Source organism: Mesorhizobium sp. M0522, from assembly GCF_040321085.1.
GTDB lineage: Bacteria > Pseudomonadota > Alphaproteobacteria > Rhizobiales > Rhizobiaceae > Mesorhizobium.
In genome coordinates this window covers 66,050-86,321 of record NZ_JAMYQW010000009.1, presented here as the reverse complement: position 1 = coordinate 86,321, position 20,272 = coordinate 66,050, and the positions used below count along the sequence as shown (strand labels likewise).

The 20,272-nt window shown below is 64.2% G+C and carries 18 protein-coding genes; 16 read left to right on the top strand and 2 right to left on the bottom strand.

Going from position 1 to position 20,272, the window contains the following annotated elements; all coding sequences use genetic code 11:
- Positions 1-17 precede the first annotated feature (17 nt).
- The 4 genes from NKI58_RS13290 (at position 18) to NKI58_RS13275 (ending at position 5,628) form a co-directional block, all read left to right on the top strand.
- Complete coding sequence (locus NKI58_RS13290) at positions 18-1,511, top strand: sugar ABC transporter ATP-binding protein (RefSeq protein WP_352574915.1); 1,494 nt, start codon at positions 18-20, stop codon at positions 1,509-1,511.
- Between the two features lies 1 nt (position 1,512).
- Positions 1,513-2,487 carry an ABC transporter permease gene (locus tag NKI58_RS13285; RefSeq protein ID WP_023678190.1) on the top strand — a complete coding sequence of 325 codons (975 nt, stop codon included), beginning with the start codon at positions 1,513-1,515 and terminating at the stop codon, positions 2,485-2,487.
- A gap of 2 nt (positions 2,488-2,489) precedes the next feature.
- Complete coding sequence (locus NKI58_RS13280) at positions 2,490-3,437, top strand: ABC transporter permease (RefSeq protein WP_023678189.1); 948 nt, start codon at positions 2,490-2,492, stop codon at positions 3,435-3,437.
- Between the two features lie 121 nt (positions 3,438-3,558).
- Positions 3,559-5,628, top strand: coding sequence for a 3-hydroxyacyl-CoA dehydrogenase NAD-binding domain-containing protein (locus NKI58_RS13275; protein WP_352782914.1), 2,070 nt, complete (start codon positions 3,559-3,561; stop codon positions 5,626-5,628).
- A gap of 8 nt (positions 5,629-5,636) precedes the next feature.
- Here NKI58_RS13275 and NKI58_RS13270 read toward each other — a convergent pair whose 3' ends face one another.
- Entirely contained in the window at positions 5,637-6,449 is an 813-nt protein-coding gene (locus NKI58_RS13270; protein ID WP_352594124.1) for a helix-turn-helix domain-containing protein, read from the bottom strand.
- Positions 6,450-6,563: 114 nt separating this feature from the next.
- Between NKI58_RS13270 and NKI58_RS13265 the strand changes: the two genes are divergently transcribed.
- From NKI58_RS13265 to NKI58_RS13220, 10 genes are all read left to right on the top strand, one after another.
- On the top strand, positions 6,564-7,694 hold the full coding sequence (locus NKI58_RS13265) for an ABC transporter ATP-binding protein (protein ID WP_352782916.1): 1,131 nt from the start codon (positions 6,564-6,566) through the stop codon (positions 7,692-7,694).
- A complete protein-coding gene (locus tag NKI58_RS13260) occupies positions 7,675-8,838 on the top strand; it encodes an ABC transporter substrate-binding protein (protein ID WP_352594122.1) in 1,164 nt (387 codons plus the stop codon). The genes NKI58_RS13265 and NKI58_RS13260 overlap by 20 nt, the downstream gene beginning before the upstream one ends.
- 76 nt (positions 8,839-8,914) lie before the next feature.
- The gene (locus tag NKI58_RS13255; protein WP_352594121.1) at positions 8,915-9,778 is read left to right on the top strand and encodes an ABC transporter permease; all 864 of its coding nucleotides are present in this window, start codon (positions 8,915-8,917) and stop codon (positions 9,776-9,778) included.
- Positions 9,778-10,590 carry an ABC transporter permease gene (locus NKI58_RS13250; protein WP_352594120.1) on the top strand — a complete coding sequence of 271 codons (813 nt, stop codon included), beginning with the start codon at positions 9,778-9,780 and terminating at the stop codon, positions 10,588-10,590. Before NKI58_RS13255 ends, NKI58_RS13250 begins: the two co-directional genes overlap by 1 nt.
- An 11-nt stretch (positions 10,591-10,601) precedes the next feature.
- Positions 10,602-11,363, top strand: coding sequence for an SDR family NAD(P)-dependent oxidoreductase (locus NKI58_RS13245; RefSeq protein WP_352782922.1), 762 nt, complete (start codon positions 10,602-10,604; stop codon positions 11,361-11,363).
- A 142-nt stretch (positions 11,364-11,505) separates the two neighbouring features.
- The gene (gene pcaF / locus NKI58_RS13240) at positions 11,506-12,711 is read left to right on the top strand and encodes a 3-oxoadipyl-CoA thiolase (RefSeq protein ID WP_352782924.1); all 1,206 of its coding nucleotides are present in this window, start codon (positions 11,506-11,508) and stop codon (positions 12,709-12,711) included.
- Between the two features lie 530 nt (positions 12,712-13,241).
- Entirely contained in the window at positions 13,242-14,273 is a 1,032-nt protein-coding gene (locus NKI58_RS13235; RefSeq protein WP_352782926.1) for a BMP family protein, read from the top strand.
- A gap of 207 nt (positions 14,274-14,480) precedes the next feature.
- Positions 14,481-15,971 (top strand): ABC transporter ATP-binding protein, encoded by a 1,491-nt coding sequence (locus tag NKI58_RS13230; RefSeq protein WP_352853331.1) that lies wholly within the window; start codon positions 14,481-14,483, stop codon positions 15,969-15,971.
- Positions 15,971-17,026, top strand: coding sequence for an ABC transporter permease (locus tag NKI58_RS13225; protein ID WP_352782928.1), 1,056 nt, complete (start codon positions 15,971-15,973; stop codon positions 17,024-17,026). The genes NKI58_RS13230 and NKI58_RS13225 overlap by 1 nt, the downstream gene beginning before the upstream one ends.
- Complete coding sequence (locus NKI58_RS13220) at positions 17,023-17,967, top strand: ABC transporter permease (protein WP_352574549.1); 945 nt, start codon at positions 17,023-17,025, stop codon at positions 17,965-17,967. Before NKI58_RS13225 ends, NKI58_RS13220 begins: the two co-directional genes overlap by 4 nt.
- 14 nt (positions 17,968-17,981) lie before the next feature.
- On the opposite strand, the gene NKI58_RS13215 is transcribed toward NKI58_RS13220, so the two are convergent.
- Positions 17,982-18,749: an SDR family NAD(P)-dependent oxidoreductase gene (locus NKI58_RS13215; protein WP_352826480.1), complete on the bottom strand. Its 768-nt coding sequence runs from the start codon at positions 18,747-18,749 to the stop codon at positions 17,982-17,984.
- A gap of 264 nt (positions 18,750-19,013) precedes the next feature.
- Here NKI58_RS13215 and NKI58_RS13210 point away from each other — a divergent pair, with 264 nt between their 5' ends.
- The gene (locus NKI58_RS13210; protein ID WP_023678176.1) at positions 19,014-19,169 is read left to right on the top strand and encodes a hypothetical protein; all 156 of its coding nucleotides are present in this window, start codon (positions 19,014-19,016) and stop codon (positions 19,167-19,169) included.
- Between the two features lie 130 nt (positions 19,170-19,299).
- Positions 19,300-20,247 (top strand): LLM class flavin-dependent oxidoreductase, encoded by a 948-nt coding sequence (locus NKI58_RS13205; protein WP_352853327.1) that lies wholly within the window; start codon positions 19,300-19,302, stop codon positions 20,245-20,247.
- Positions 20,248-20,272: the final 25 nt, after the last annotated feature.

The following is a 20,272-nucleotide window of genomic DNA, read 5'->3' as shown; positions in this document are numbered from 1 at the left end:
CCAATGCAGACATCATCATGCCGGACGGCGCCGAAAAGCTTTTCGGCGCCGTCAGTTTGGACATCATAAGACTGGACGGAGCCGAAAAACATTTCGGCGCCGTCAGGGCGCTCGCCGGTGTCGATTTCAGCGTTTGTGCCGGAGAATGCGTCGGTCTCGTCGGCCATAACGGCGCCGGAAAATCGACGCTCATGCATATGGTGGCGGGCACGCTTGCCCCCGACAGCGGGCAGATCGCGGTCCGCGGCGGTGTCGAGGCAAGTTATTCGGTGCCGCGCGCGCAGCAGCTCGGCATACGCTGTGTGTTCCAGGAGCTGTCGCTCTGCCCGAACCTCAGCGTCGCCGAGAACACGCGGATCAACCACGCGTCGCTGCATGGCTTCGGCTGGCGGCGCAAGGCGGCCGATCTGATCGCCGCCAAGCTCGACGAGATCTTCCCCGGCCACAGCATCTCGGCATCCGACATCGTCGGTGATCTTTCCATCACCAGCCGGCAGATGGTGGAGGTGGCGCGCGCCTTCACGGTCACGCAGGAGCCGCTCGAGCTGGTTATCCTCGACGAGCCGACATCCTCGCTCGACGCGCATACCGCCGGCCAGCTGCTGGCGTTCGTGCGCCGCTTCATCGCCGCCGGCAAGAGCTGCATCCTGATCTCGCATGTGTTGGGCGAAGTGCTCGGAAATGCCGACCGCATCGTGGTGATGCGCGACGGCAAGGTGGTCGCCGCCGGGCAGGCCGACGCCTTCGACCGCGACAGGCTGGTGACGGCGATGGGCGGAGCGGAGGCGCGCGAGAAGACCGCCGCAGAGATTGCGAGCGGCAAGCCGGAGCCCGGCCCGCTGCGGGTCCGGGCGCGCCCGGCGCGACAGCAGGACGGCAACGAGCTCGTCGCCCGTGCCGGTGAGATCATCGGCCTTGCCGGACTTGCCGGGCATGGGCAGACCGATCTTTTGCTGGCTATCTTTGCTGCGGCTTCCCGTGCCAAGACCGGCATCGAGGTCACCGCGCCGGTGGCGCTGGTTGCCGGCGACCGCCAGTCGGACGGGATTTTTCCGCAATGGTCGATTGCCGAGAACATTGGCATCCGTTCGCTGGCGCGATTGCGCAACGGCCTCTTGATCTCGCCGCAGCGCGAAGCCGAGCTCGCCGAGCTGTGGCAGCGGAAAATCGGCATCCGTACGCCCGACATGAACAACAACATCTTCTCGCTGTCCGGCGGCAACCAGCAGAAGGCGCTGTTCGCGCGGGCGCTCGGCTCCGACGCCAAGATCGTGCTGATGGACGATCCGATGCGCGGCGTCGACATCGGCACCAAGCTCGAAGTCTACGACCTGGTGCGCGAAGAGGCTCGCCATGGCCGCACCTTCCTCTGGTACACCACCGAAACCGAAGAGCTCGACAATTGCGACCACATCTATGTGTTCAAGAACGGCCGGATCGTCGCCAATCTTCGTCGCGACGAACTGACGGAGGAAAAGATCATCCAGTCCTCGTTCGGCGATGCGGCCTGAGATGACAGCGGTATCCGTCGAGAATGGGCTAAAATCTTCGGCTCGCGCCACGAGGCGGGCGCGCATGCTGCGCAGCCTGCTGCCGGCACTGTCGCTGGCGCTGGTGCTCATCGCCATCGCCTGGCTCAACCCGCGCGCCATCAGCTATTTCGGTTTCAGCCTGATGCTCAATCTGGCGATCCCGATCGCTCTGGCGACGATCGCGCAGATGTTCGTCATCGCCGGCAACGAGCTCGATCTGTCGATTGGCACCTTTGTCGGCTTCGTCGGCTGCGTGACGGCGACATGGCTGAAGGACGCGCCGCTGCTCGGCGTCGTGATCCTGCTCGGGTCGATCGGCGTCTACGCGCTGCTCGGCGCGCTGATCCATCTGCGCAACCTGCCCTCTATCGTGGTGACGCTCGGCATGAGTTTTGTCTGGCAGGGCATGGCCATCCTCATCCTGCCCAAGCCCGGCGGCAAGGCGCCGGACTGGCTGCTGGCGCTGATGGCCTTCAAGCCACCCTTCATTCCGTTCCCGATCATCGCGGCATTGCTGATCGCAGCCGTCGTCCACTTTGGCCTGATGCGCACCTCCTACGGCGTCATCCTGCGTGGATCGGGCGGCAATTCAGCCGCACTCAAACGCGCCGGCTGGTCGCTGCTGCGCACCAAGATCGCCCTGTTTGCGCTGACCGGCCTGTTCGGCGTTTTGTCCGGCATGGCGCTGATCGGCATCACCACCTCGGCCGATGCCAATATCGGCAATGGCTACACGCTGCTTTCGATCGCCGGCGTCATCCTCGGCGGCGGCGAGTTCGTCGGCGGCCGGGTGTCGCCGATCGGCGCCGTCATCGGCGCGCTGACGCTGGCGCTGGCGGCATCGCCCCTCTTGACGTTCATGCACATTCCGCCCGACTGGCAGGTCGCCGCCAATGGCGCCATCCTGATCATCGTGCTGGCGGCGCGGGTGCTGATCAGCCGCAGGGAGAGGTGAGCATGGCTTCGCTGCGGACACTGCTCGCCAGACCCTGGATCTGGTCGTTCTTCGGGGCGCTGCTGGTGTGGCTGGCGACCATCGCCTTCACCGGCGGCTATGGCGGCGGCGGCATGATCACGGCGGCGCTGTCGCTCGCCGTCTTCACGGTCATCGTCGGCGTCGGGCAGATGTTCGTCATCACGCTCGGGCCGGGCAATGTCGACCTGTCGCTGCCGGCCAATATCGGCCTTGCCAGCGCCGTCGCCATGAAGGTCATGGACGGCAATGATGCGATGATCGCGGTCGGCCTGCTGGCAGCGCTTGCCTGCGGCATGGCGATCGGCGCCGTCAACTATCTGCTGATCTGGGCGCTGCGCATTCCGCCGATCATCGCGACGCTGTCGGCCAGCTTCGTCATCCAGTCGGTCGATATCAGCTATGGGCGGGGCCTGCAGATCAAGCCGCCGCCGGGCTTTGCCGATTTCACCAACTGGCAGGTCTTCGGCATCCCGGTGCTGGCGATCCTCACCGTGCTGTTCACCATCGGCGCCGGCATCGTTTTGCAGCGCATGATCTACGGCCGCTCGGTGCTGGCGATCGGCCAGAACATCCGCGCTGCCTGGCTGGCCGGCGTCAATGTCGGCCGCACCCGCTTCCTCACCTACACGCTGTCGGGCGCGCTCGGCGGCCTCGACGGCGCACTGCTCGCCGGCTATTTCCGCGGCGCCAATGTCGATATCGGCAATGAGTATCTGCTGGCCTCAATCGCGGTCGTCGTCATCGGCGGCACGTCGGTGGCGGGCGGCAAGGCCAATGTGCCGGGGGTCTGGGGCGCGGCGCTGTTCCTGGTGCTGCTGTTGACCATGCTCAACACATTCGGCGTCAGCGTCGGCGTCCGCCTGGTGCTGACAGGGCTGATCATCGTCGGCGTCATCACCGCCGCCGGTGGGCAGAAGGCGCTGCGCTAAGGCAAGGCCACCCGGCGGCGAGGGGATATCGATCCGGCCCGCAAAACACGTGGTTCCCATCCGCATGCCAGCGCTGTAAATCCCGTCGCGCTATTGGCCAACATCATTGCGTGAGGTTTGCGTGTCCGATTTCGTCAGCACTACAAGGCACGGCAACGTCGCGGTGGTGAGCATCGACAATCCGCCGGTCAACGCGCTGACCTTCCATGTGCGCGAGCCGCTGATGCAGGCGCTCGTTTCCCTGCGCGACGAGCCGTCGGTCCGAGCAATCGTGATAGCATGTGCCGGGCGGACCTTCGTCGCCGGCGCCGACATCACCGAATTCGGCAAGCCGGCGCGGCAACCGGACCTGGGCGCCCTAGTCGCCATGCTGGAAACCATCGCCAAGCCGACGGTCGCGGCCATTCACGGCACTGCGCTCGGCGGCGGCCTGGAACTGGCGCTCGGCTGCCATTTCCGTGTTGCCGACCGAACGGCAAGGCTTGGCCTGCCGGAAGTCAAGCTCGGCCTGCTGCCGGGCGGCGGCGGCACGGTTCGCCTGCCGCGCTTGGTTGGTCCGCTGAAGGCACTCAGCATGATCGTTTCGGGAACGCCGATCGGTGCGGCCGAGGCGCTCGCCGCCGGCCTGGTGGATGCCGTCTTCGATGGCGACCTGACCGCGCAAGCGGTGAATTTCGCCAACGAAACGGCCGCGAAAGGCGGTCCGTTCACGCCGGTGCGCGACCGCAATGATCGCCTCGACCAGGCCGACTTGCCGGCGTTCGACAAGGAAGCGGCAGTGCTTGCCGGCAAAGCACGCGGCCTCGAGGCGCCGATCGCCTGTGCGCAGTCGATCCGCAACGCCCTGACGCTGCCCTTCGACGAAGCGCTGGCGGCGGAGCGCGACCTGTTCGTCAAGCTTGTCGCCGGGGACCAATCACGCGCGCAGCGGCATTTGTTCTTCGCTGAACGTGAGGCGGCAAAGATTGCCGGCAAGGACGTCGTCAGGCGCAAGATCGCCCGGGTCGGCGTCATCGGCGCCGGCACGATGGGCGGCGGCATCGCCATGGCGTTCGCCAACGGCGGCGTCCCCGTGACCTTGCTGGAAGCGACACACGAGGCCTTGCAGCGCGGGCTGGCGACGATCAACAAGAATTATGCCGTTTCCGTCATCCGCGGCTCGCTGAGCGAAGACGCCAAGCGCCAACGGCTTGGGTTGTTCAAGGGTTCCACCGACTATGCCGATCTTGCCGATTGCGACCTGATCGTCGAGGCCGTGTTCGAGGAGATGGCGGTCAAGAAGGATGTCTTCGGCAGGCTCGATGCCGTGGCCAAACCGGGCGCGATCCTCGCCACCAACACCTCCTATCTCGACGTCAACGAAATCGCCGCTTCGACGTCGCGGCCGCAAGATCTCCTCGGCATGCATTTCTTTTCGCCGGCTAACGTCATGAAGCTTTTGGAAATCGTCCGCGCCGACAAGACTTCGCCCGACGTGCTGGCGACCATCGTCGATCTGGCACGGCGGATCGGCAAGGTGCCGGTCGTTGTCGGCGTCTGCCACGGCTTCGTCGGCAACCGCATGCTGGCGGCGCGCGGTGCGGAACTGGAGACGCTTCTGCTGGAAGGCGCAATGCCGCGCCAGGTCGACCAGGTGTTCACCGATTTCGGCTGGCCGATGGGGCCGTTCGAGATGAGCGATCTCGCCGGCCTCGACATAGGCTGGCGCAACCGCAAGGCGCGTGGCCAGACGGCCGTGATCGCCGATGCGTTGTGCGAACAGGGACATTTCGGCCAGAAGACCGGCAGCGGCTTCTATCGCTACGAAGGCGGTTCGCGCACGCCGCTGCCCGATCCCGATGTCGAGGCGCTGATCCGCAACAAGGCTGCCGAGCGCGGTATTGCACCGCGCGCGATCGGCGCCGAGGAGATCATCGAGCGGACGCTCTATCCGATGATCAACGAGGGCGCCAAAATCCTCAAGGACAAGATTGCCGCCCGCGCCTCCGATATCGACGTCGTCTGGGTCAACGGCTACGGCTTCCCGGTCGGCAAGGGCGGGCCGATGTTCTGGGCGAGCCTCGAAGGCGTGGACAAGATCATCCGGCGGCTGGATCACTGGCACCAGCAGACCGGCAAGGATGTCTTTCGAGTGGCACCCCGGCTCAGGCAGATGGCCGAAACCGGTTCCTGGGACGGCGCTGCCGGTTGAACTTGGGACTACCGAATCCGTGCGTCCATGATCTCGACAAAACGCGCGAACAGACCCGCCTGCGACTTTATCTTGAGCTTGCGGTAAATGTTGCGGCGATGAACTTTTACGGTTCCCGGCACGATGCGCATCGCCCTGGCAATCGATTCCGTGGAATGGCCCTGAAGCACCAGATCGACGACATGCTGTTCGCGCGGCGTGAGCGAAAGGCTCTTCCAGATGTGAGCACGTTCGAACTCACTGGCCGGAGCAATCGCCTCGTCTTGCTTCGTCCCAACCGGTCCGTCAGCCGGAAGGGTAGGCCAGCGCAGCCTGACGAGGCTGATCACCGCAGGCGCCATGTCGCGCAGCAACCTGGCATCGGCGGTTCCGAACGGCCCCGAAGCGCGCAATCGCATTAGCGAGACCACCAGCGCGTCCTTTCCCGGCAGCGGCACGAAAAAACCGACCTCCTCCGCAAGCCTGGTCTGGCTGTAATAGGAGCGGTAATATTCGCTGGCATAGAAGCGATCCGGCGCCAATTCGCGCATGCGCCAAAAGCCTTCCTTGCGCTCGACTGCCGCATGGTGGAACGGATCGAGCAGATAAGGCCCTTCCTGATAGAGCGCGACGAAGACATGGCTTTCGGCCGGCGAGAATGTCTCGAACAGCAGCGGCGGGCGTGAGGCGCCGCGATAGCCGAAGATCACGCAATGATCGAAGCTGACATGCTGGCGGAGCCAGGCGACCATCGCCTTGCCGAAAAGCTCGCCGCTCGTCTCCCGCGTCGCTGCGATGAGCGCAGCGAGCCGGCTGTATTCATCGCTGCGTGAAACGCCCAATTCATACCCCTCCAGACGAGAAAATAGACGAAATATACCACCTGGGAGGTATATACTAGCCGCCATTGGCTCTGATAGCGTTTCGAGACCAACTAGCCGCCGGAGTCCGCAGCTTTGACCGCAGTGCCCGACATCGAGTTTCGCGGGGTCACCAAACGCTACGGCAGCGTGATCGCGGTCAGCGGCATCGATCTTGCCATCCCGCCGTCTGCCTTTGTCGCGTTGCTCGGGCCGTCCGGCTGCGGCAAGACAACCTGTTTGCGCATGATCGGCGGTTTCGAACAGCCAAGCGAAGGTGTGGTATTCATCCGTGGCCGCGACATGGCCGGCACGCCGCCCTATCGGCGGCCGGTCAACATGGTGTTCCAGCAATATGCGTTGTTTCCGCATCTGGATGTGGCGGACAACGTCGCCTATGGCCTACGCCAGGCGCGGCCGCGCCTGTCGTCGCGGGAGATCAGCCTGAAGGCAGGCGAGGCGCTCGCCATGGTTCGGCTTGCCGGCTATGGACGCCGCAAGATCCATGAGCTTTCCGGCGGCCAGCAGCAGCGTGTCGCCCTGGCGCGGGCGCTGGTCAACAAGCCGGCGGTGCTGCTGCTCGACGAGCCCCTGGCGGCGCTCGACAAGAAGCTGCGCACCGAAATGCAGATAGAGCTGCAGAACCTGCAGCGCGAGATCGGCATCACCTTCGTCCTGGTCACCCACGATCAGGAAGAGGCACTGTCGATGAGCGATTTCGTCTGCGTCATGAATGGCGGGCGCATCGTCCAGCTGGGGCAGCCGAGCGAAATCTACGACGAACCCGCCGACCTCTTCGTCGCCGATTTCGTCGGCAAGACCAATCTCTTGAGCGGCAAGGTCGTCGGGCTCTCGGGCAAGCTCGTCGAGGTAGCGCTTGCCGACGGCACCGTCATCGCCGCGCGCAAGCGCACTTCGCTAGCCCAGGGCGAAGCCGTCTCGGTCAGCCTGCGTCCTGAATCCCTAAGTCTCGGCGCGCCCGGAAGCGGCCGGCTGAACGGGCTTGTCCGCAACCGGATCTTTCTCGGTTCCACCGCGGAATATGCAATCGAGGTCCAAGGCATCGGGACACTGCTCGCCAAGGCCGATCATCTGGTTGGCGGTGGAAATCTCTTCAAGCCGGGTGAACCCGTCGCCGTCGGCTTTACAGCCGGAACGCCGCTGGCGTTTCCGGAGAATAACGTGACCAACCAGAGGGAAAACAAAAATGTCGAAATCGTATCGTGACGGACTGCCGATAAGCCCTGAAAAATTCGTCGACCAGTTGATGCGCCTCAAGCGCGGTTCCATCGGCCGCCGCGAGTTCCTTGGCCTCACCGGCCTAGGCATCGCAACGGCAGTAATGGCCCGCGAACTCGGCATCGTGCCGTCGCCAGCCTTCGCCCAGGAGGGGCTTGGCGACCGCATGTCGATTGCCACCTGGCCCAATTATCACGACCCGGCGACGTTCGAGAATTTCAAGGCCGAAACCGGCGTTGCCGTCGAGGTGAACGTGTTCGGGTCAAACGAGGAGATGCTGGCCAAGCTGCAGGCCGGCGCCTCGGGCTGGAGCCTTTTCGTTCCGACCAACTACACGATCTCGACTTACAAGAAGCTTGGCATCATCGAAGCGCTGGATATGGCCAAGCTTGCCAATTATGACGGCTCGCAAGAAGACCCGCGCTTCACTGGGGAAGGCACCATCGACGGCGTGACCTACGCTGTGCCGAAGAATTGGGGCACCACCGGCTTTGCCGTCAACACCAAGAAACTGACCAAGCCGATGACGAGCTGGAAGGAATTCTGGGACACGGCCATGGCGGAGGGCGACGGCCGGACCATGGTTCATGATTACCAGCTGACCACGATCGGCAACGCGCTGAAATATTTCGGCTTCTCGTTCAACTCGCTGAAGCCGGACGAACTCGCCAAGGCGGAGGAATTGCTGCTGAAGGTCAAGCCGCATCTGTTCGCGGTCTCTAGCGACTACCAGCCGTCGATGCGTGCCGGCGACGCCTGGATGACGATGTGCTGGACCAATGACGGGGCGCAGCTCCACCGCGACATCCCCGAAATCGCCTACGTGCTTGGCAAGGAAGGCGGCGAGATCTGGACCGACTTCTACGCAATACCCAAGGATGCGCCGAACAAGCCTGCCGGCTATGCCTTGCTCAACTATTTGATGAACCCGAAAGTCGCGGTCAAGGAGCACCTGGCCAACGGTGCGCCTTCCACCGATGCGCGGGTCAATGCGCTGCTGCCCAAGGAGGTGCTGGACAATCCGATCCTCTATCCGGCGGCGGATCTGCTGAAGCCGCTCGAATTCGGTGCGGCTGCGACGCTAACCGATCCGGGCCGGGCCGAATTGATGGCACGCTTCAAGTCGGCTTGAACCGGGCAGGCCACAGGCTCGATGCAGGCAACTCCCCGGCGGACAGATGTCCGCCGGCACCCGGGCGGTTTTTTCAATGCGCAGCAACGTCCTCCGTCACAATCTCCTGACCGCCCTGCTGCTCGGTCCAGCAACGGCGTGGCTGGTGGTGTTTTTAGTTTTGCCGTTCGTGGCGATCGCCGTTTTCAGCGTCGGCGAGCGGGCGCCGGAAGGCGGCTATCAGGCCGCTTTCACCTTGGCGCAGTATGCCAATCTTCCGGCGCGGGCGACCGCCTTCTGGAACACCATGGTGCTGGCGCCGGCGGGCGCACTGGCCTGTCTTCTCGTTGCCTATCCGGTCGCCTATTACCTCGCTTTGCGCGCGCCGGAACGGTGGCGGCTGATCCTGCTGGCGCTTGTCGTCATCCCGTTCTGGACCAGCCTGCTGATGCGAACCTATGCCTGGATGTATGTGCTTGGCGGGCGCGGCATCCCAGCTCTGCTGGCCTATGTCGGGATGGAGGACGTGCGGCTGATCAACACGCCGGGAGCGGTTCTGCTCGGCATCGTCTATGGTTATCTGCCGCTGATGATCCTGCCGATCTATGTCAGCCTCGAGCGGCTCGACCGCCGGCTGCTGGAGGCCTCCGCCGATCTCGGCGCGACGCCGATCTCGACATTCCTCGGCGTGACGCTGCGGCTGTCGCTGCCAGGTGTGATGACCGGCTTCTCGCTGGTCATGGTCCTGCTGCTCGGCGAATATCTGATCCCGACGCTACTCGGCGGCGGCAAGGTCTTCTTCATCGGCAACGCGCTGGTCGATCTGTTCCTGCAATCGCGCAACTGGCCATTCGGATCGGCAATCGCCATCACACTTGTGGCGGTTTCAGTGGTCGTGCTGCTTGCCGCGAACCGCATTTCGACCCGGCTTTCGGGTGCCCGCCGGGTGGACCTGATCTGATGCGTGCCTTCGTCGTTGCGGTCTTTGCCTTTCTCTACCTGCCGATCGCGCTGGTGGTGCTGTTTTCGTTCAACGCCGGCCACCACGCCAGCGAGTTCACTGGCTTCTCGGTGCAATGGTACGGCAAGGCCCTGGCAAACCCGTTCCTGGTCGAAGCGCTGAAGAACAGCCTGTTCATCGCCACGACCAGCGCCTTGCTGGCGGCGCTGTGCGGCACGGCGGCCGCGCTTGGCCTGGCGCGTGTCGGCGCGCAGACGCGAGCCGTCTTCGATGCGCTTTTGGGTGCTGCGATCGTCGTTCCTGGCGTCGTCATCGGCATCTCGACGCTGGTCGCGCTGGTCCAGCTATTCGGGGTGGTCAACCCGTTTGTCGCTTCGCTGTGGCCGAACGACCAGCCACCGCGCCTGGCGCTCGGCTATGGCTCGATCATCGCCGCGCACGGCCTGTTTTCGATGGCGCTGGTGGCGATGATTGTCGGCACGCGCCTCGGCAGCCTCGACCGCAATCTGGTCGAGGCCTCGAGCGATCTTTACGCTACCCCGCTGACGACGTTCCGCAGCATCGTGTTGCCGCAGATCATGCCGGCGGTGATCGCCGGATTCCTGCTCGCCTTCACATTCTCCTTCGACGATTTCATCGTCGCTTTCTTCGTCGCCGGCGCACAGACGACATTGCCGATCTATGTCTTCGCCTCGATCCGGCGCGGGGTCACGCCGGAGATCAATGCCATCGCGACGATCGTGCTCGTCGCCTCCGTTCTGCTCGTTGTGCTTGCCCAATGGCAACTGCGGCAACGAAAACCATCACACTGAAAGACAAAAACATGATTCTGAGAGATCGCATCGCCGTGGTGACGGGTGCCGGGTCGGGGATCGGGCGTGCCGGCGCCATGATGATGGCCAGGGAAGGCGCGCTCGTGGTGATCGCCGACAGGGACCAGGCGGCGGGGGAAGCAACCGCTTCCGACGTTCGTGCGGCCGGCGGTCGGGCCGAGGCCGTCGCCACCGACGTCGGCGAGGATGCGGCGGTCGAGCAGCTCATTGCGGGAACGCTGGGGCGGCATCGGCGGATCGACATCCTGCACAATCATGCCGGGATCCAGGTCGGCGGCACGCTGACCGAAGTCGGCGCCGACGGCATGGATGCCTCCTGGCGGATCAATGTGCGGGCGCAGTTCCTCGCGGCCAGGCTGGTCATGCCGTCGATGATCGCGCAAGGCGGCGGGGTGATCCTGAATACCGCCTCGAATTCGGGTGTGTTCTACGACCGCGAAATGATCGCCTACGCAACGTCAAAACATGCAGTGGTGGCGATGACCCGGCAGATGTCGCTCGACTATGCCAAACACAATGTCCGCATCAACGCGCTGTGCCCCGGCTGGATCGATACGCCCTTCAACGAGCCGTTCATCGCGCAGATGGGCGGGCGGGCAGCGATCGAGAACTATGTCCGCACCAAAATTCCCATGCAGCGCTGGGCCAGCGCGGAGGAAATCGCCGAAGCGATCCTGTTCCTCGTCTCCGACCGCTCGTCCTTCATGACCGGTCAGGCGCTGGTGATCGACGGTGGAGAAAGCATCGGCTGATCCGCCGCTCCCGGCGGGCGGCAGCTGAAATTCTCTTTGGCCTAACGGCCGGCGGCGAGATGTGCTTTCGTCTCAAGGAGAATGCGGCCAACATGGCTGGGTCGGGAGCAGAAATCATCAGCGCAAACGGGAAGGCTGCATAATGGCCGAGGCCTATATCTGCGACTACATCCGCACGCCGATCGGACGCTTCGGCGGTTCGTTGTCGGCGGTCCGTGCCGACGATCTCGGCGCGATACCTCTAAGGGCGCTGGTCGAGCGTAATTCGGGCATCGACTGGGCCGCGATCGACGATGTCGTCTATGGCTGCGCCAACCAGGCCGGCGAGGACAATCGTAATGTGGCGCGCATGGCGCTGCTGCTGGCCGGCCTGCCCAAGGAGGTTCCCGGCTCGACCGTCAATCGCCTCTGCGGTTCGGGCATGGACGCGGTGATGATTGCTGCCCGCGCCATCAAGGCCGGCGAGGCGGAGCTGATGATACCCGGCGGCGTCGAATCGATGTCGCGCGCACCGTTCGTGCTGCCGAAGGCAGAGACCGCCTTTTCGCGCAATGCCGAGATTTACGACACCACGATCGGCTGGCGCTTCATCAATCCGCTGATGAAGAAGCTATACGGCGTCGATTCGATGCCGGAGACCGGCGAGAACGTGGCGGAAGTGTTCGCTGTCTCCCGCGCCGACCAGGACGCATTTGCCGTGCGCAGCCAGGACAAGGCTGTAGCCGCACAAGCCAATGGCCGGCTGGCAAAGGAAATCACGCCGGTGACGATCGCGCAGCGCAAGGGCGATCCGGTCGTTGTCGATAGAGATGAGCATCCCCGCGGGGGCACGTCGATCGAAGCGTTGGCCAAGTTGCCGACGCCGTTCCGACAAGGCGGCACGGTTACGGCCGGCAATGCCTCGGGCGTCAATGACGGCGCGGCGGCGCTGATCGTCGCCTCGGAAGCAGCCGTGAAAAAATACGGGCTAACGCCGATCGCCCGTATTCTCGGCGGTGCCAGCGCCGGCGTGGCGCCGCGCATCATGGGTATCGGCCCGGTGCCGGCCACGCAGAAGCTGTGTGCCCGGGTCGGCCTGAAGCCGCAACAGTTCGATGTCGTCGAGCTCAACGAGGCCTTCGCCTCGCAAGGCATCGCCGTGCTGCGCCAGCTCGGCATTGCCGAGGATGCGGCGCACGTCAACCCGAATGGTGGCGCCATCGCGCTCGGCCATCCGCTCGGCATGTCCGGCGCGCGCATATCAGGCACGGCGGCGCTGGAGCTGCGTGAACGCGGCGCCAGATACGCGCTCGCCACCATGTGCATCGGTGTCGGCCAGGGCATCGCCGTGGCGCTCGAACGCGTTTGATCTTTTGGCCGCCCTGGGGCAGAGCCCTGGCGCCGCCTATCTCGTTTGCCCGATATGCGAAAGACGCTCTGGTCAATGGGCGATCCTTGCGAAATGATGGACACCGTTGCGCCTAGGCCGGGAAAGTGTGGCCCTTGCAAGAAAGCTGTTTGAATTGAGCGATCCTCAACCCATTACCAACGATACAATCCTCATAATTCTGCATTATGTTCTCGTCGAAATTCGAGGGACTGACAAACCGGAAAAGGCACGGATGCTCGCGGACGCCTTTCACAACGCGCCGAGCTTGATCGCAAATGGCCATGAACCGCAAAAAACGTGGGAAAGCATTCTTTCAACCGCGCGAAGGCTTGAAATGGAGCCTTACGTCCTTGGGCTATTGCGGCACGTTCAATCGCGTCAAATTTCAAACTGAGACATTACCCGAAATTTGACCATGTGGACAAAGGTCCGGCGTCGTTCCATAGTTCCCTGTCTTTATATTTTCCGAACAGCCGGCTCGACATGGCTGTCGAACAGAGGGGCATGCAATGGACAACAAAAAGAGCAGAATCCAATCGAAACGCGAAGGGCTTTCGCGCCGCAACGTGCTGGAGCTGGGCGCGCTCGGCCTGGCGGCAGCGATGCTGCCGGGCAGCGCCTTTGCCAAGACCAAGAAGCTGAAAGTGGCGGCGATCTTCGCCACGCCGATCGAGGAGCCGTGGGACAACCAGATCCACGTTGCCCTGCAGAAGGCCGAGAAGGAACTCGGCATCGAATACAAATGGTCGGAGAAGGTGCAGACGGCCGATTTCAGTCGTGTCATGCGCGAATATGCGCAGGGCGGCTATGAGCTGGTGCTGGGCGATGCCTTCGCCGCCGAGCGCGAATCGCGCAGGACCGCCAAGCAGTTCCCGAAGACCGCCTTCCTGTTCGGCTCCGGCGCCGGGCCGGCCGAGCCGAATTTCGGCGTCTTCGACAACTGGATTCACGAGCCGGCCTATCTGTCCGGCATGATCGCCGGAAAAATGTCGAAGTCAGGCACGATCGGCGCCGTCGCGGCGATGGGCATTCCGGAAGTGAACCGGCTGGTCAACGCTTTCTTTGCCGGCGCCAGGGAGGTCAATCCCGACATCAAGAAGAAGGTCGCCTTCATCGGCTCGTTCTTCGATCCGCCAAAAGCAAAGGAAGCGGCCGTCGCCCAGATCGATGCCGGCGTCGACGTCATCTATGCCGAGCGCTTCGGCGTCATCGAAGCGGCGGCGGAGAAGAAGATCCTCGCCATCTCCAACATGTCGGACCAGTCGAGCCTCGGCCCCGACACCGTGATCACCGGGCCGGTCTGGGACATGTATCCGACCGTCGAGCAGGCGATCAAGCTGGTCAAGGCCGGCGTCTTCACCGCGCAGGATTACGGCGATTTCTCGCGCATGGCCAAGGGCGGCTCCTACCTCGCGCCCTACCACAAGTTCGACAAGACGCTGCCGGCCGAGGTCAAGGAACTGGTCGAGAAGAAGAAGGCAGAGATCCTCGACGGCAATTTCCGCGTCGACGTCGATGAGAATACGCCGGTCTCGGACTGAGGTTCCTCCCCTCCCCCTTGAGGGGAGGGTGGCCCGCAGGGCCGGGTGGGGTCCTCGGCGACGCGCTCCATCTTAAGTCAAACGTCGAGGCAGCTGAGGGGACCCCTCCCGCCTCGCTTCGCTCGGCACCCTCCCCCCAAGGGGGAGGGATATCGGCGTCAACGCCACCAGGATCCCGCCTTGTCAACGCCTGCCCCTCTCATCGAAATGCGCGGCATCTCCAAGAGCTTTGGCGCCGTCAAGGCGAACGAGGCCGTCGATCTCAGCGTCGCGCCGGGTGAAATCCTCGGGCTGCTCGGCGAAAACGGCGCCGGCAAGACGACGCTGATGAACGTGCTGTTCGGCGCCTATGCGCCCGATGCCGGCGAGATCCTGGTGCAGGGCCGGTTGGTGGCGATCAACAGTTCGGCCGATGCGCTGGCCGCCGGCATCGGCATGGTGCACCAGCATTTTCATCTCGCACCACGGCTTTCGGTGCTGGAGAACCTCTTGATCGGCATTCCCGGCAGATCGGGCCGGATCGACCGCGCCGGCGGGCTGGCGCGGCTCGCCGAGATCGGCCGCCAGCACGGGCTGACGCTCGACCCGGACCTCCCTGTCTCGGCGCTGTCGGTCGGCGAGCAACAGCGGCTCGAAATCGTCAAGGCGCTGTTTCGCGGCGCAAGGCTGCTGATCCTCGACGAGCCGACGGCGGTGTTGGCACCAACCGAGGTCGACGGGCTGTTTTCGGCGCTGCGCTCGATGGCGGCACAAGGGCTCGGCATCATCTTCATCTCGCATAAGCTCAACGAGGTGCGAGCGCTGACGCACCGCTGCGTCGTGCTCCGGCATGGGCGCGTTGCCGGCCGCGTCGATGCGCCGGCCAGCACCACGTCCTCGGAGATGGCGCGGCTGATGTGCGGCCACGAGATCGTGCCTCCGGCCAGAGGACCGTCGATGCCCGGTGCGGCCGTGCTGACCCTCGACGGTATCTCGACATCTCATCATTCCGGCATGGCGCTGCGCGATGTTTCGCTGTCGGTTCGTGGCGGCGAGATCCTTGGCATCGCCGGCGTCTCCGGCAATGGCCAGCGCGCGCTTGCCGAGGTCATCTCCGGCGTGCGTGCGCCCGATGCCGGGAAGATGACCATAGCCGGCAAAACGGTTTCGCGGTTCTCGCCGAGCACAGTGCAGGCGCTCGGCCTCGGCCGCATCCCGGAAGACCGTATGACGACAGGGCTGGTCACCAATCTGCCGCTCGCCGATTCGATGGTGCTGCCGCGCATCGGCACGGCGGCGTTCAGCCGCAACGGCCTGCTCAAGCCGGATGCGATCCGCGCCTTCGCCGAGGCACAGATCAAAGCCTACGATATACGTTGCCCCGGGCCGATGACGCGCGCCGGGGCGCTTTCCGGCGGCAATCTGCAAAAGGCGCTTTTGGCGCGCGAACTCGCCTTCGATCCGAAGGTGGTGATCGTTTCGCAGCCGACTCGCGGCCTCGACATCGGCGCCGCGCGTTTCATCCACGAAAAATTTCTCGACATGCGCGCCAAGGGCTGCGGCATCGTCGTCATCGGCGAGGATCTGGAAGAGTTGCTGATGCTCTCGGATCGTATCGCGGTGATGTATGAGGGCCGCATCGTCGGCACGCTGAACAGCGCCGACGCCAGCATCGCCAGACTCGGGTTGATGATGACCGGAGCGGAGGGCCATGCCTGATGTTCCGTCTCGAGGCCCGCACCTCAACGCCCGCCTGGTTCAATCTGGCGCTGCCGCTGCTCGCCATCGGCGCGACGCTGATCCTGTGCAGCGGCCTCATTGCACTGGCTGGCGCCGGCGTCGTCGAGGCTTATGGCGTTATGTTTTCGGCGTCGCTGGGCGACAGCTACGCCGTCACCGAAACGCTGGTGCGTGCCACCCCGATGATCTTCACGGGACTTGCCGTGGCAGTCGCCTTCCGCGCCAAATTCTGGAATATCGGCGCCGAAGGGCAATTGCTGGCTGGTGCGGTGGCGAGCTGTGCCGTCGGTGCAATCCAGATGCCGGGGCCGCTCGCCATGCTGCTGATGGCGCTGGCGGGTGCCGCCGCCGGCGCGGCCGTCGCCCTGATCCCCGCCACGCTGCGGGTAAAATTCAGGGTCGATGACGTGGTCAGCTCGCTGCTGCTCAACTCGGTCATTTTCTACGCACTGATGGCGCTGATCGAAGGGCCATGGAAGGACAGTTTCAGCGGCTACCCGATCTCGCCGCCGATCGAGGATACGGCCAATTTTCCAGTGCTGCTCGAAGGCACGCGGCTGCATCTCGGGGTCGTCGCGGCGCTGGTCGCCGCACCGGTCATCTGGTTCGTGGTCGCGCGCACCACGCTCGGCTTCCGCATCAGGGTCACCGGCGAAAACCCCGAGGCGGCGCGCTATGGCGGCATCAATGTCGAGCGGGTGCTGATTTCGACGGCGCTGCTGTCTGGCGCATTGGCCGGCCTTGCGGGCGTCGGCGAGGTCGGCGGCGTGCATTTCCAGGTGATGAGCGACATCTCGCCGGGCTATGGCTATTCCGGCATCGTCGTCGCCATGCTGGCGAGGCTCAATCCGCTCGGCGTGGTGCCGGCGGCGATCTTCCTTGCCGCCGTCATGACCGGCGCCGAGGCGATGTCGCGGGCGACCGGCGTTCCGGCCTTCCTCAGCGATGTCATCCAGGGAACTGCGCTGCTCGCCATGCTGGTGGCGTTGCTGTTCACCGCCTATCGCCTCCGTCGCGTGGGAACAGCCAAATGAGCGTGGTGCTGGAGCAGATCTTCCAGGTCGGCTTCCTGGCCGCCATCATCCGCATCGCCACGCCCCTGGCCTTTGCGACGCTGGGCGAAATGTTCTCCGAGCGCGCCGGGGTGCTCAATCTCGGCATCGAAGGCATCATGCTTTTGTCGGCGATGACCGGCTTCACCGCGGCGAGCCTCAGCGGCAGCCTCTGGCTTGGCGTGCTAGCGGCGGTGCTGACCGGGGCGCTGATGGGCGCCGTGCACGCGCTGTTCACTGTAGCGCTCGGCCTCAGCCAGCATGTCTGCGGCATCGGCGTGACGCTGTTTAGCTCCGGCCTTGCCTATTTCCTCTACCGGCTGATCTTCGGCCAGCAATCGGTACCGCCGAACATCAAGGGATTCGAGACGCTGCCGATCCCGATCCTGTCCGGCATTCCGGTGCTTGGGCCGGCGGTGTTCAACCAGTTCTCGCTGGTCTACATGGCGATGCTGGCCATACCGCTGGCCGCCTTCGTGCTCTACCGCACGCCTTGGGGCCTGTCGGTGCGCATGGTCGGCGAAAACCCGCGTGCCGCCGATTCTGCCGGCGTCAGCGTCATTGCAACACGCTTCCAGGCGGTGATCCTCGGCGGTGCCTTGATGGGGTTGGCCGGTGCCTTCCTGTCGATGGCGCAATTCAACGCCTTCACCTTCGGCGTGGTTTCGGGGCGTGGCTGGGTGGCAATCGCGCTCGTCGTTTTCGGCCGCTGGGATCCGTGGCGATCGGCAGGCGCGGCACTGCTGTTTGCCTTCGTCGATGCCCTGCAGTTGCGCATGCAGGCGAGCGGGCTTGGCCATATCCCCTACGAGGCCTTCCTGATGCTGCCGTTCATCTTCACCATCGTCGCTATGGCGGTGATGTCGCGCAATGCGGTGGCCCCGTCGGCGCTGCTCAAGCCGTTCCGGCGCGAAGAGCGGTAGCGGCGCTTCGCCTTTCACATCGCGGTGAAGCCGTTATCGACGAACAGATGGGCGCCGTTGACGAAGCTGGCCTCGTCGCTGGCCAGGAACAGGGCTGCCTTCGCGACCTCTTCCGGCTCGCCGATCCGCCCTTGTTGCGCCGCCATTGCCGCGTCGGAGACATCGACGCCGAGTTTGTCGAGATCGGCGACCTCGCGCAGGCCATGCGGTGTCCTGATGAAGCCTGGACAGACCGCATTGCAGCGGATGTTGCGGTCGCGGAACTCGACGGCGATGGCACGCGCGAACATATGGCAGGCGCCCTTGGTGGTGTCGTAAAGCACCTCCATCGGCGTCGCCGCCACCGCCGAGATCGACGAGGTGCAGACGATGGAACCGCCGCCGGCGGCGATCATGCCGGGCAGCACGGCACGCGTCATCAGGAACATCGAACGCACATTGACGGCATGCAGCCAGTCCCATTCCTGCAGCGTGGTCTCCAGGAAGGGTTTGATGACGAGGGTGCCGGCGTGGTTGAACAGAACCGTGACCGGGCCGAATTTTTCCGTCGCGCCCTTCACCGCCGCTTCGACCTGCGCCTCATCCGATACGTCGGCGACCCAGTGCTCGGCGACATGGCCGCGTTGCCTGATCGCCGCTGCGGTGGCGGCGGCTGCTTCGCCGTTGCGGTCGACGATCGCCACCTTGGCGCCCTCGGCCGCGAAAAGCTCCGAGGCCGCACCGCCCATTCCCGTCGGGCCGCCCGAAATGATGGCGACCTTGCCGGCCAGTCTTGTGCCCATGGTTTGCTCCCTGCTGCCTTGCCGTGACGTCGCGGCTTTCCGCTGAAGCGATGCTATCCCTCATCCATTGGATGGCCAAGGAGCCACAGACACATGGACCTGACGTTTCCTGCCGTCACCCTGGCATGCCTCGAAAGGCAGCGCTAAGCAGTAAAAGCACTAATGTGTCTATCATTTGGAGAAAATTGTTCTAAGGATCGCGCGAAAATAGCACTCGACAAAGTCTACTGATTTTATAGATTAAGCGCCGAGACGGAGGTCGATATGTCCTATAGCCAGAACGCTCAGACTGCCCGCAAAGGCCAAAGGCTGGGTTCCGACCAGGTGTGGCGGCCGGCCTATGCCGGCGCTTTCGCCTATCTCGTCTTTGCCCTTGCGTTTGTATTCACCGGGGCAGTGGTACTGGGGCTGATCCCCTGATTGTCAAGGCTCTGATCATCGAGGCTTCCTCGGGATAGCGGCCTGCCGTTTGCAGAAATTCCGGAGTTGATGAACCGAATGTCGGTGCGCTTTTGCGCGCCCTGATTCCAACGTGATGGAGGAGATGGCAATGCCAATCGAGTTCACGCATGTTCCCGGTAAGATCCACGCCACCAACGCCAGCTTTTTCTACGACTTTGTCGAGACCGCGACGAAGCTGTCACTGATCGAGGATGCCGGATTCCGGAAGATCGTCATCGACGACCAGGCCGGGCTGCTGACCAATATGGACCTTGCCGCCCAGACGCTGGACCGGACCTCGTCCCTGGAGATCGTGCTCACGCATTGGGCAGGCGTGATCGAACCAACCGTGGCGGCGCGGCAGCTCGCTGCCCTCGACGCGAGAAGCGGTGGCCGGCTGTCGCTCAGGATGCTCAGCGAGCCGCTGAGCGACGACGATGCCGAGGCACGTCCGGCCGGCCATACGGTGGTCTGGCAACGCATCGACGAATATCTGGTGCTGCTGAAGCGGTTGTGGTCGAACGACAGGCCGTTCGACCATGAAGGCACCTTTTACAGCATCAAAGGCGGCTATGTGCCGCGCAAGGGGCCGCATGGTGCCGATGTGACCATCCGCATGGGCGGACAGTCGGGCACGGCGCTCAGGGTCGCGGGCAGGCATGCGGATGTGTTCGAGCTGGCGCCGGGCTCGCTTGCAGAAATCCGCCAGTCAATGGAGCGCGTACGCGGCGCCGCCGCCGAACACGGCCGGGCCGGCAAGCTGCGTTTCGCGCTTCCCGTCCGAATCCGTACGGAAGACAAACCGGCCGCTTCCTGCCAGAAGGCGCTCGAACTTGCCGGGCCGCCGGCGCAGGTCGCGCTGTCGCTGCTTTCCTACGCCACTTTGGGGATCAAGGAGTTCATGATCGTCGGCATCGACAGGCCACGCGAGATTGCGACCGCCGGCCGCGAGGCGATCGCACTGCTGCGCAATTCGCTGGCACGGCGCGAGGCCGATGTCCCTCAGCCGGGGGCGTTTGCGTCACGCGCGACACAGGGAGCACGCGCCGGCTGCTGAAGAGCCACCGTCGTCCCGCGCCTTG

What these genes read in the sequence shown, in the direction of transcription:
- NKI58_RS13260 (WP_352594122.1), top strand. Translation starts at nt 7,675, where the DNA reads ATGTCGAAATCGTATCGTGACGGACTGCCGATAAGCCCTGAAAAATTC.
- NKI58_RS13235 (WP_352782926.1), top strand. Translation starts at nt 13,242, where the DNA reads ATGGACAACAAAAAGAGCAGAATCCAATCGAAACGCGAAGGGCTTTCG.
- pcaF (WP_352782924.1), top strand. Translation starts at nt 11,506, where the DNA reads ATGGCCGAGGCCTATATCTGCGACTACATCCGCACGCCGATCGGACGC.
- NKI58_RS13285 (WP_023678190.1), top strand. Translation starts at nt 1,513, where the DNA reads ATGACAGCGGTATCCGTCGAGAATGGGCTAAAATCTTCGGCTCGCGCC.
- NKI58_RS13290 (WP_352574915.1), top strand. Translation starts at nt 18, where the DNA reads ATGCCGGACGGCGCCGAAAAGCTTTTCGGCGCCGTCAGTTTGGACATC.
- NKI58_RS13255 (WP_352594121.1), top strand. Translation starts at nt 8,915, where the DNA reads ATGCGCAGCAACGTCCTCCGTCACAATCTCCTGACCGCCCTGCTGCTC.
- NKI58_RS13245 (WP_352782922.1), top strand. Translation starts at nt 10,602, where the DNA reads ATGATTCTGAGAGATCGCATCGCCGTGGTGACGGGTGCCGGGTCGGGG.
- NKI58_RS13205 (WP_352853327.1), top strand. Translation starts at nt 19,300, where the DNA reads ATGCCAATCGAGTTCACGCATGTTCCCGGTAAGATCCACGCCACCAAC.
- NKI58_RS13250 (WP_352594120.1), top strand. Translation starts at nt 9,778, where the DNA reads ATGCGTGCCTTCGTCGTTGCGGTCTTTGCCTTTCTCTACCTGCCGATC.
- NKI58_RS13210 (WP_023678176.1), top strand. Translation starts at nt 19,014, where the DNA reads ATGTCCTATAGCCAGAACGCTCAGACTGCCCGCAAAGGCCAAAGGCTG.
- NKI58_RS13225 (WP_352782928.1), top strand. Translation starts at nt 15,971, where the DNA reads ATGTTCCGTCTCGAGGCCCGCACCTCAACGCCCGCCTGGTTCAATCTG.
- NKI58_RS13215 (WP_352826480.1), bottom strand. Translation starts at nt 18,749, where the DNA reads ATGGGCACAAGACTGGCCGGCAAGGTCGCCATCATTTCGGGCGGCCCG.
- NKI58_RS13220 (WP_352574549.1), top strand. Translation starts at nt 17,023, where the DNA reads ATGAGCGTGGTGCTGGAGCAGATCTTCCAGGTCGGCTTCCTGGCCGCC.
- NKI58_RS13280 (WP_023678189.1), top strand. Translation starts at nt 2,490, where the DNA reads ATGGCTTCGCTGCGGACACTGCTCGCCAGACCCTGGATCTGGTCGTTC.
- NKI58_RS13230 (WP_352853331.1), top strand. Translation starts at nt 14,481, where the DNA reads ATGCGCGGCATCTCCAAGAGCTTTGGCGCCGTCAAGGCGAACGAGGCC.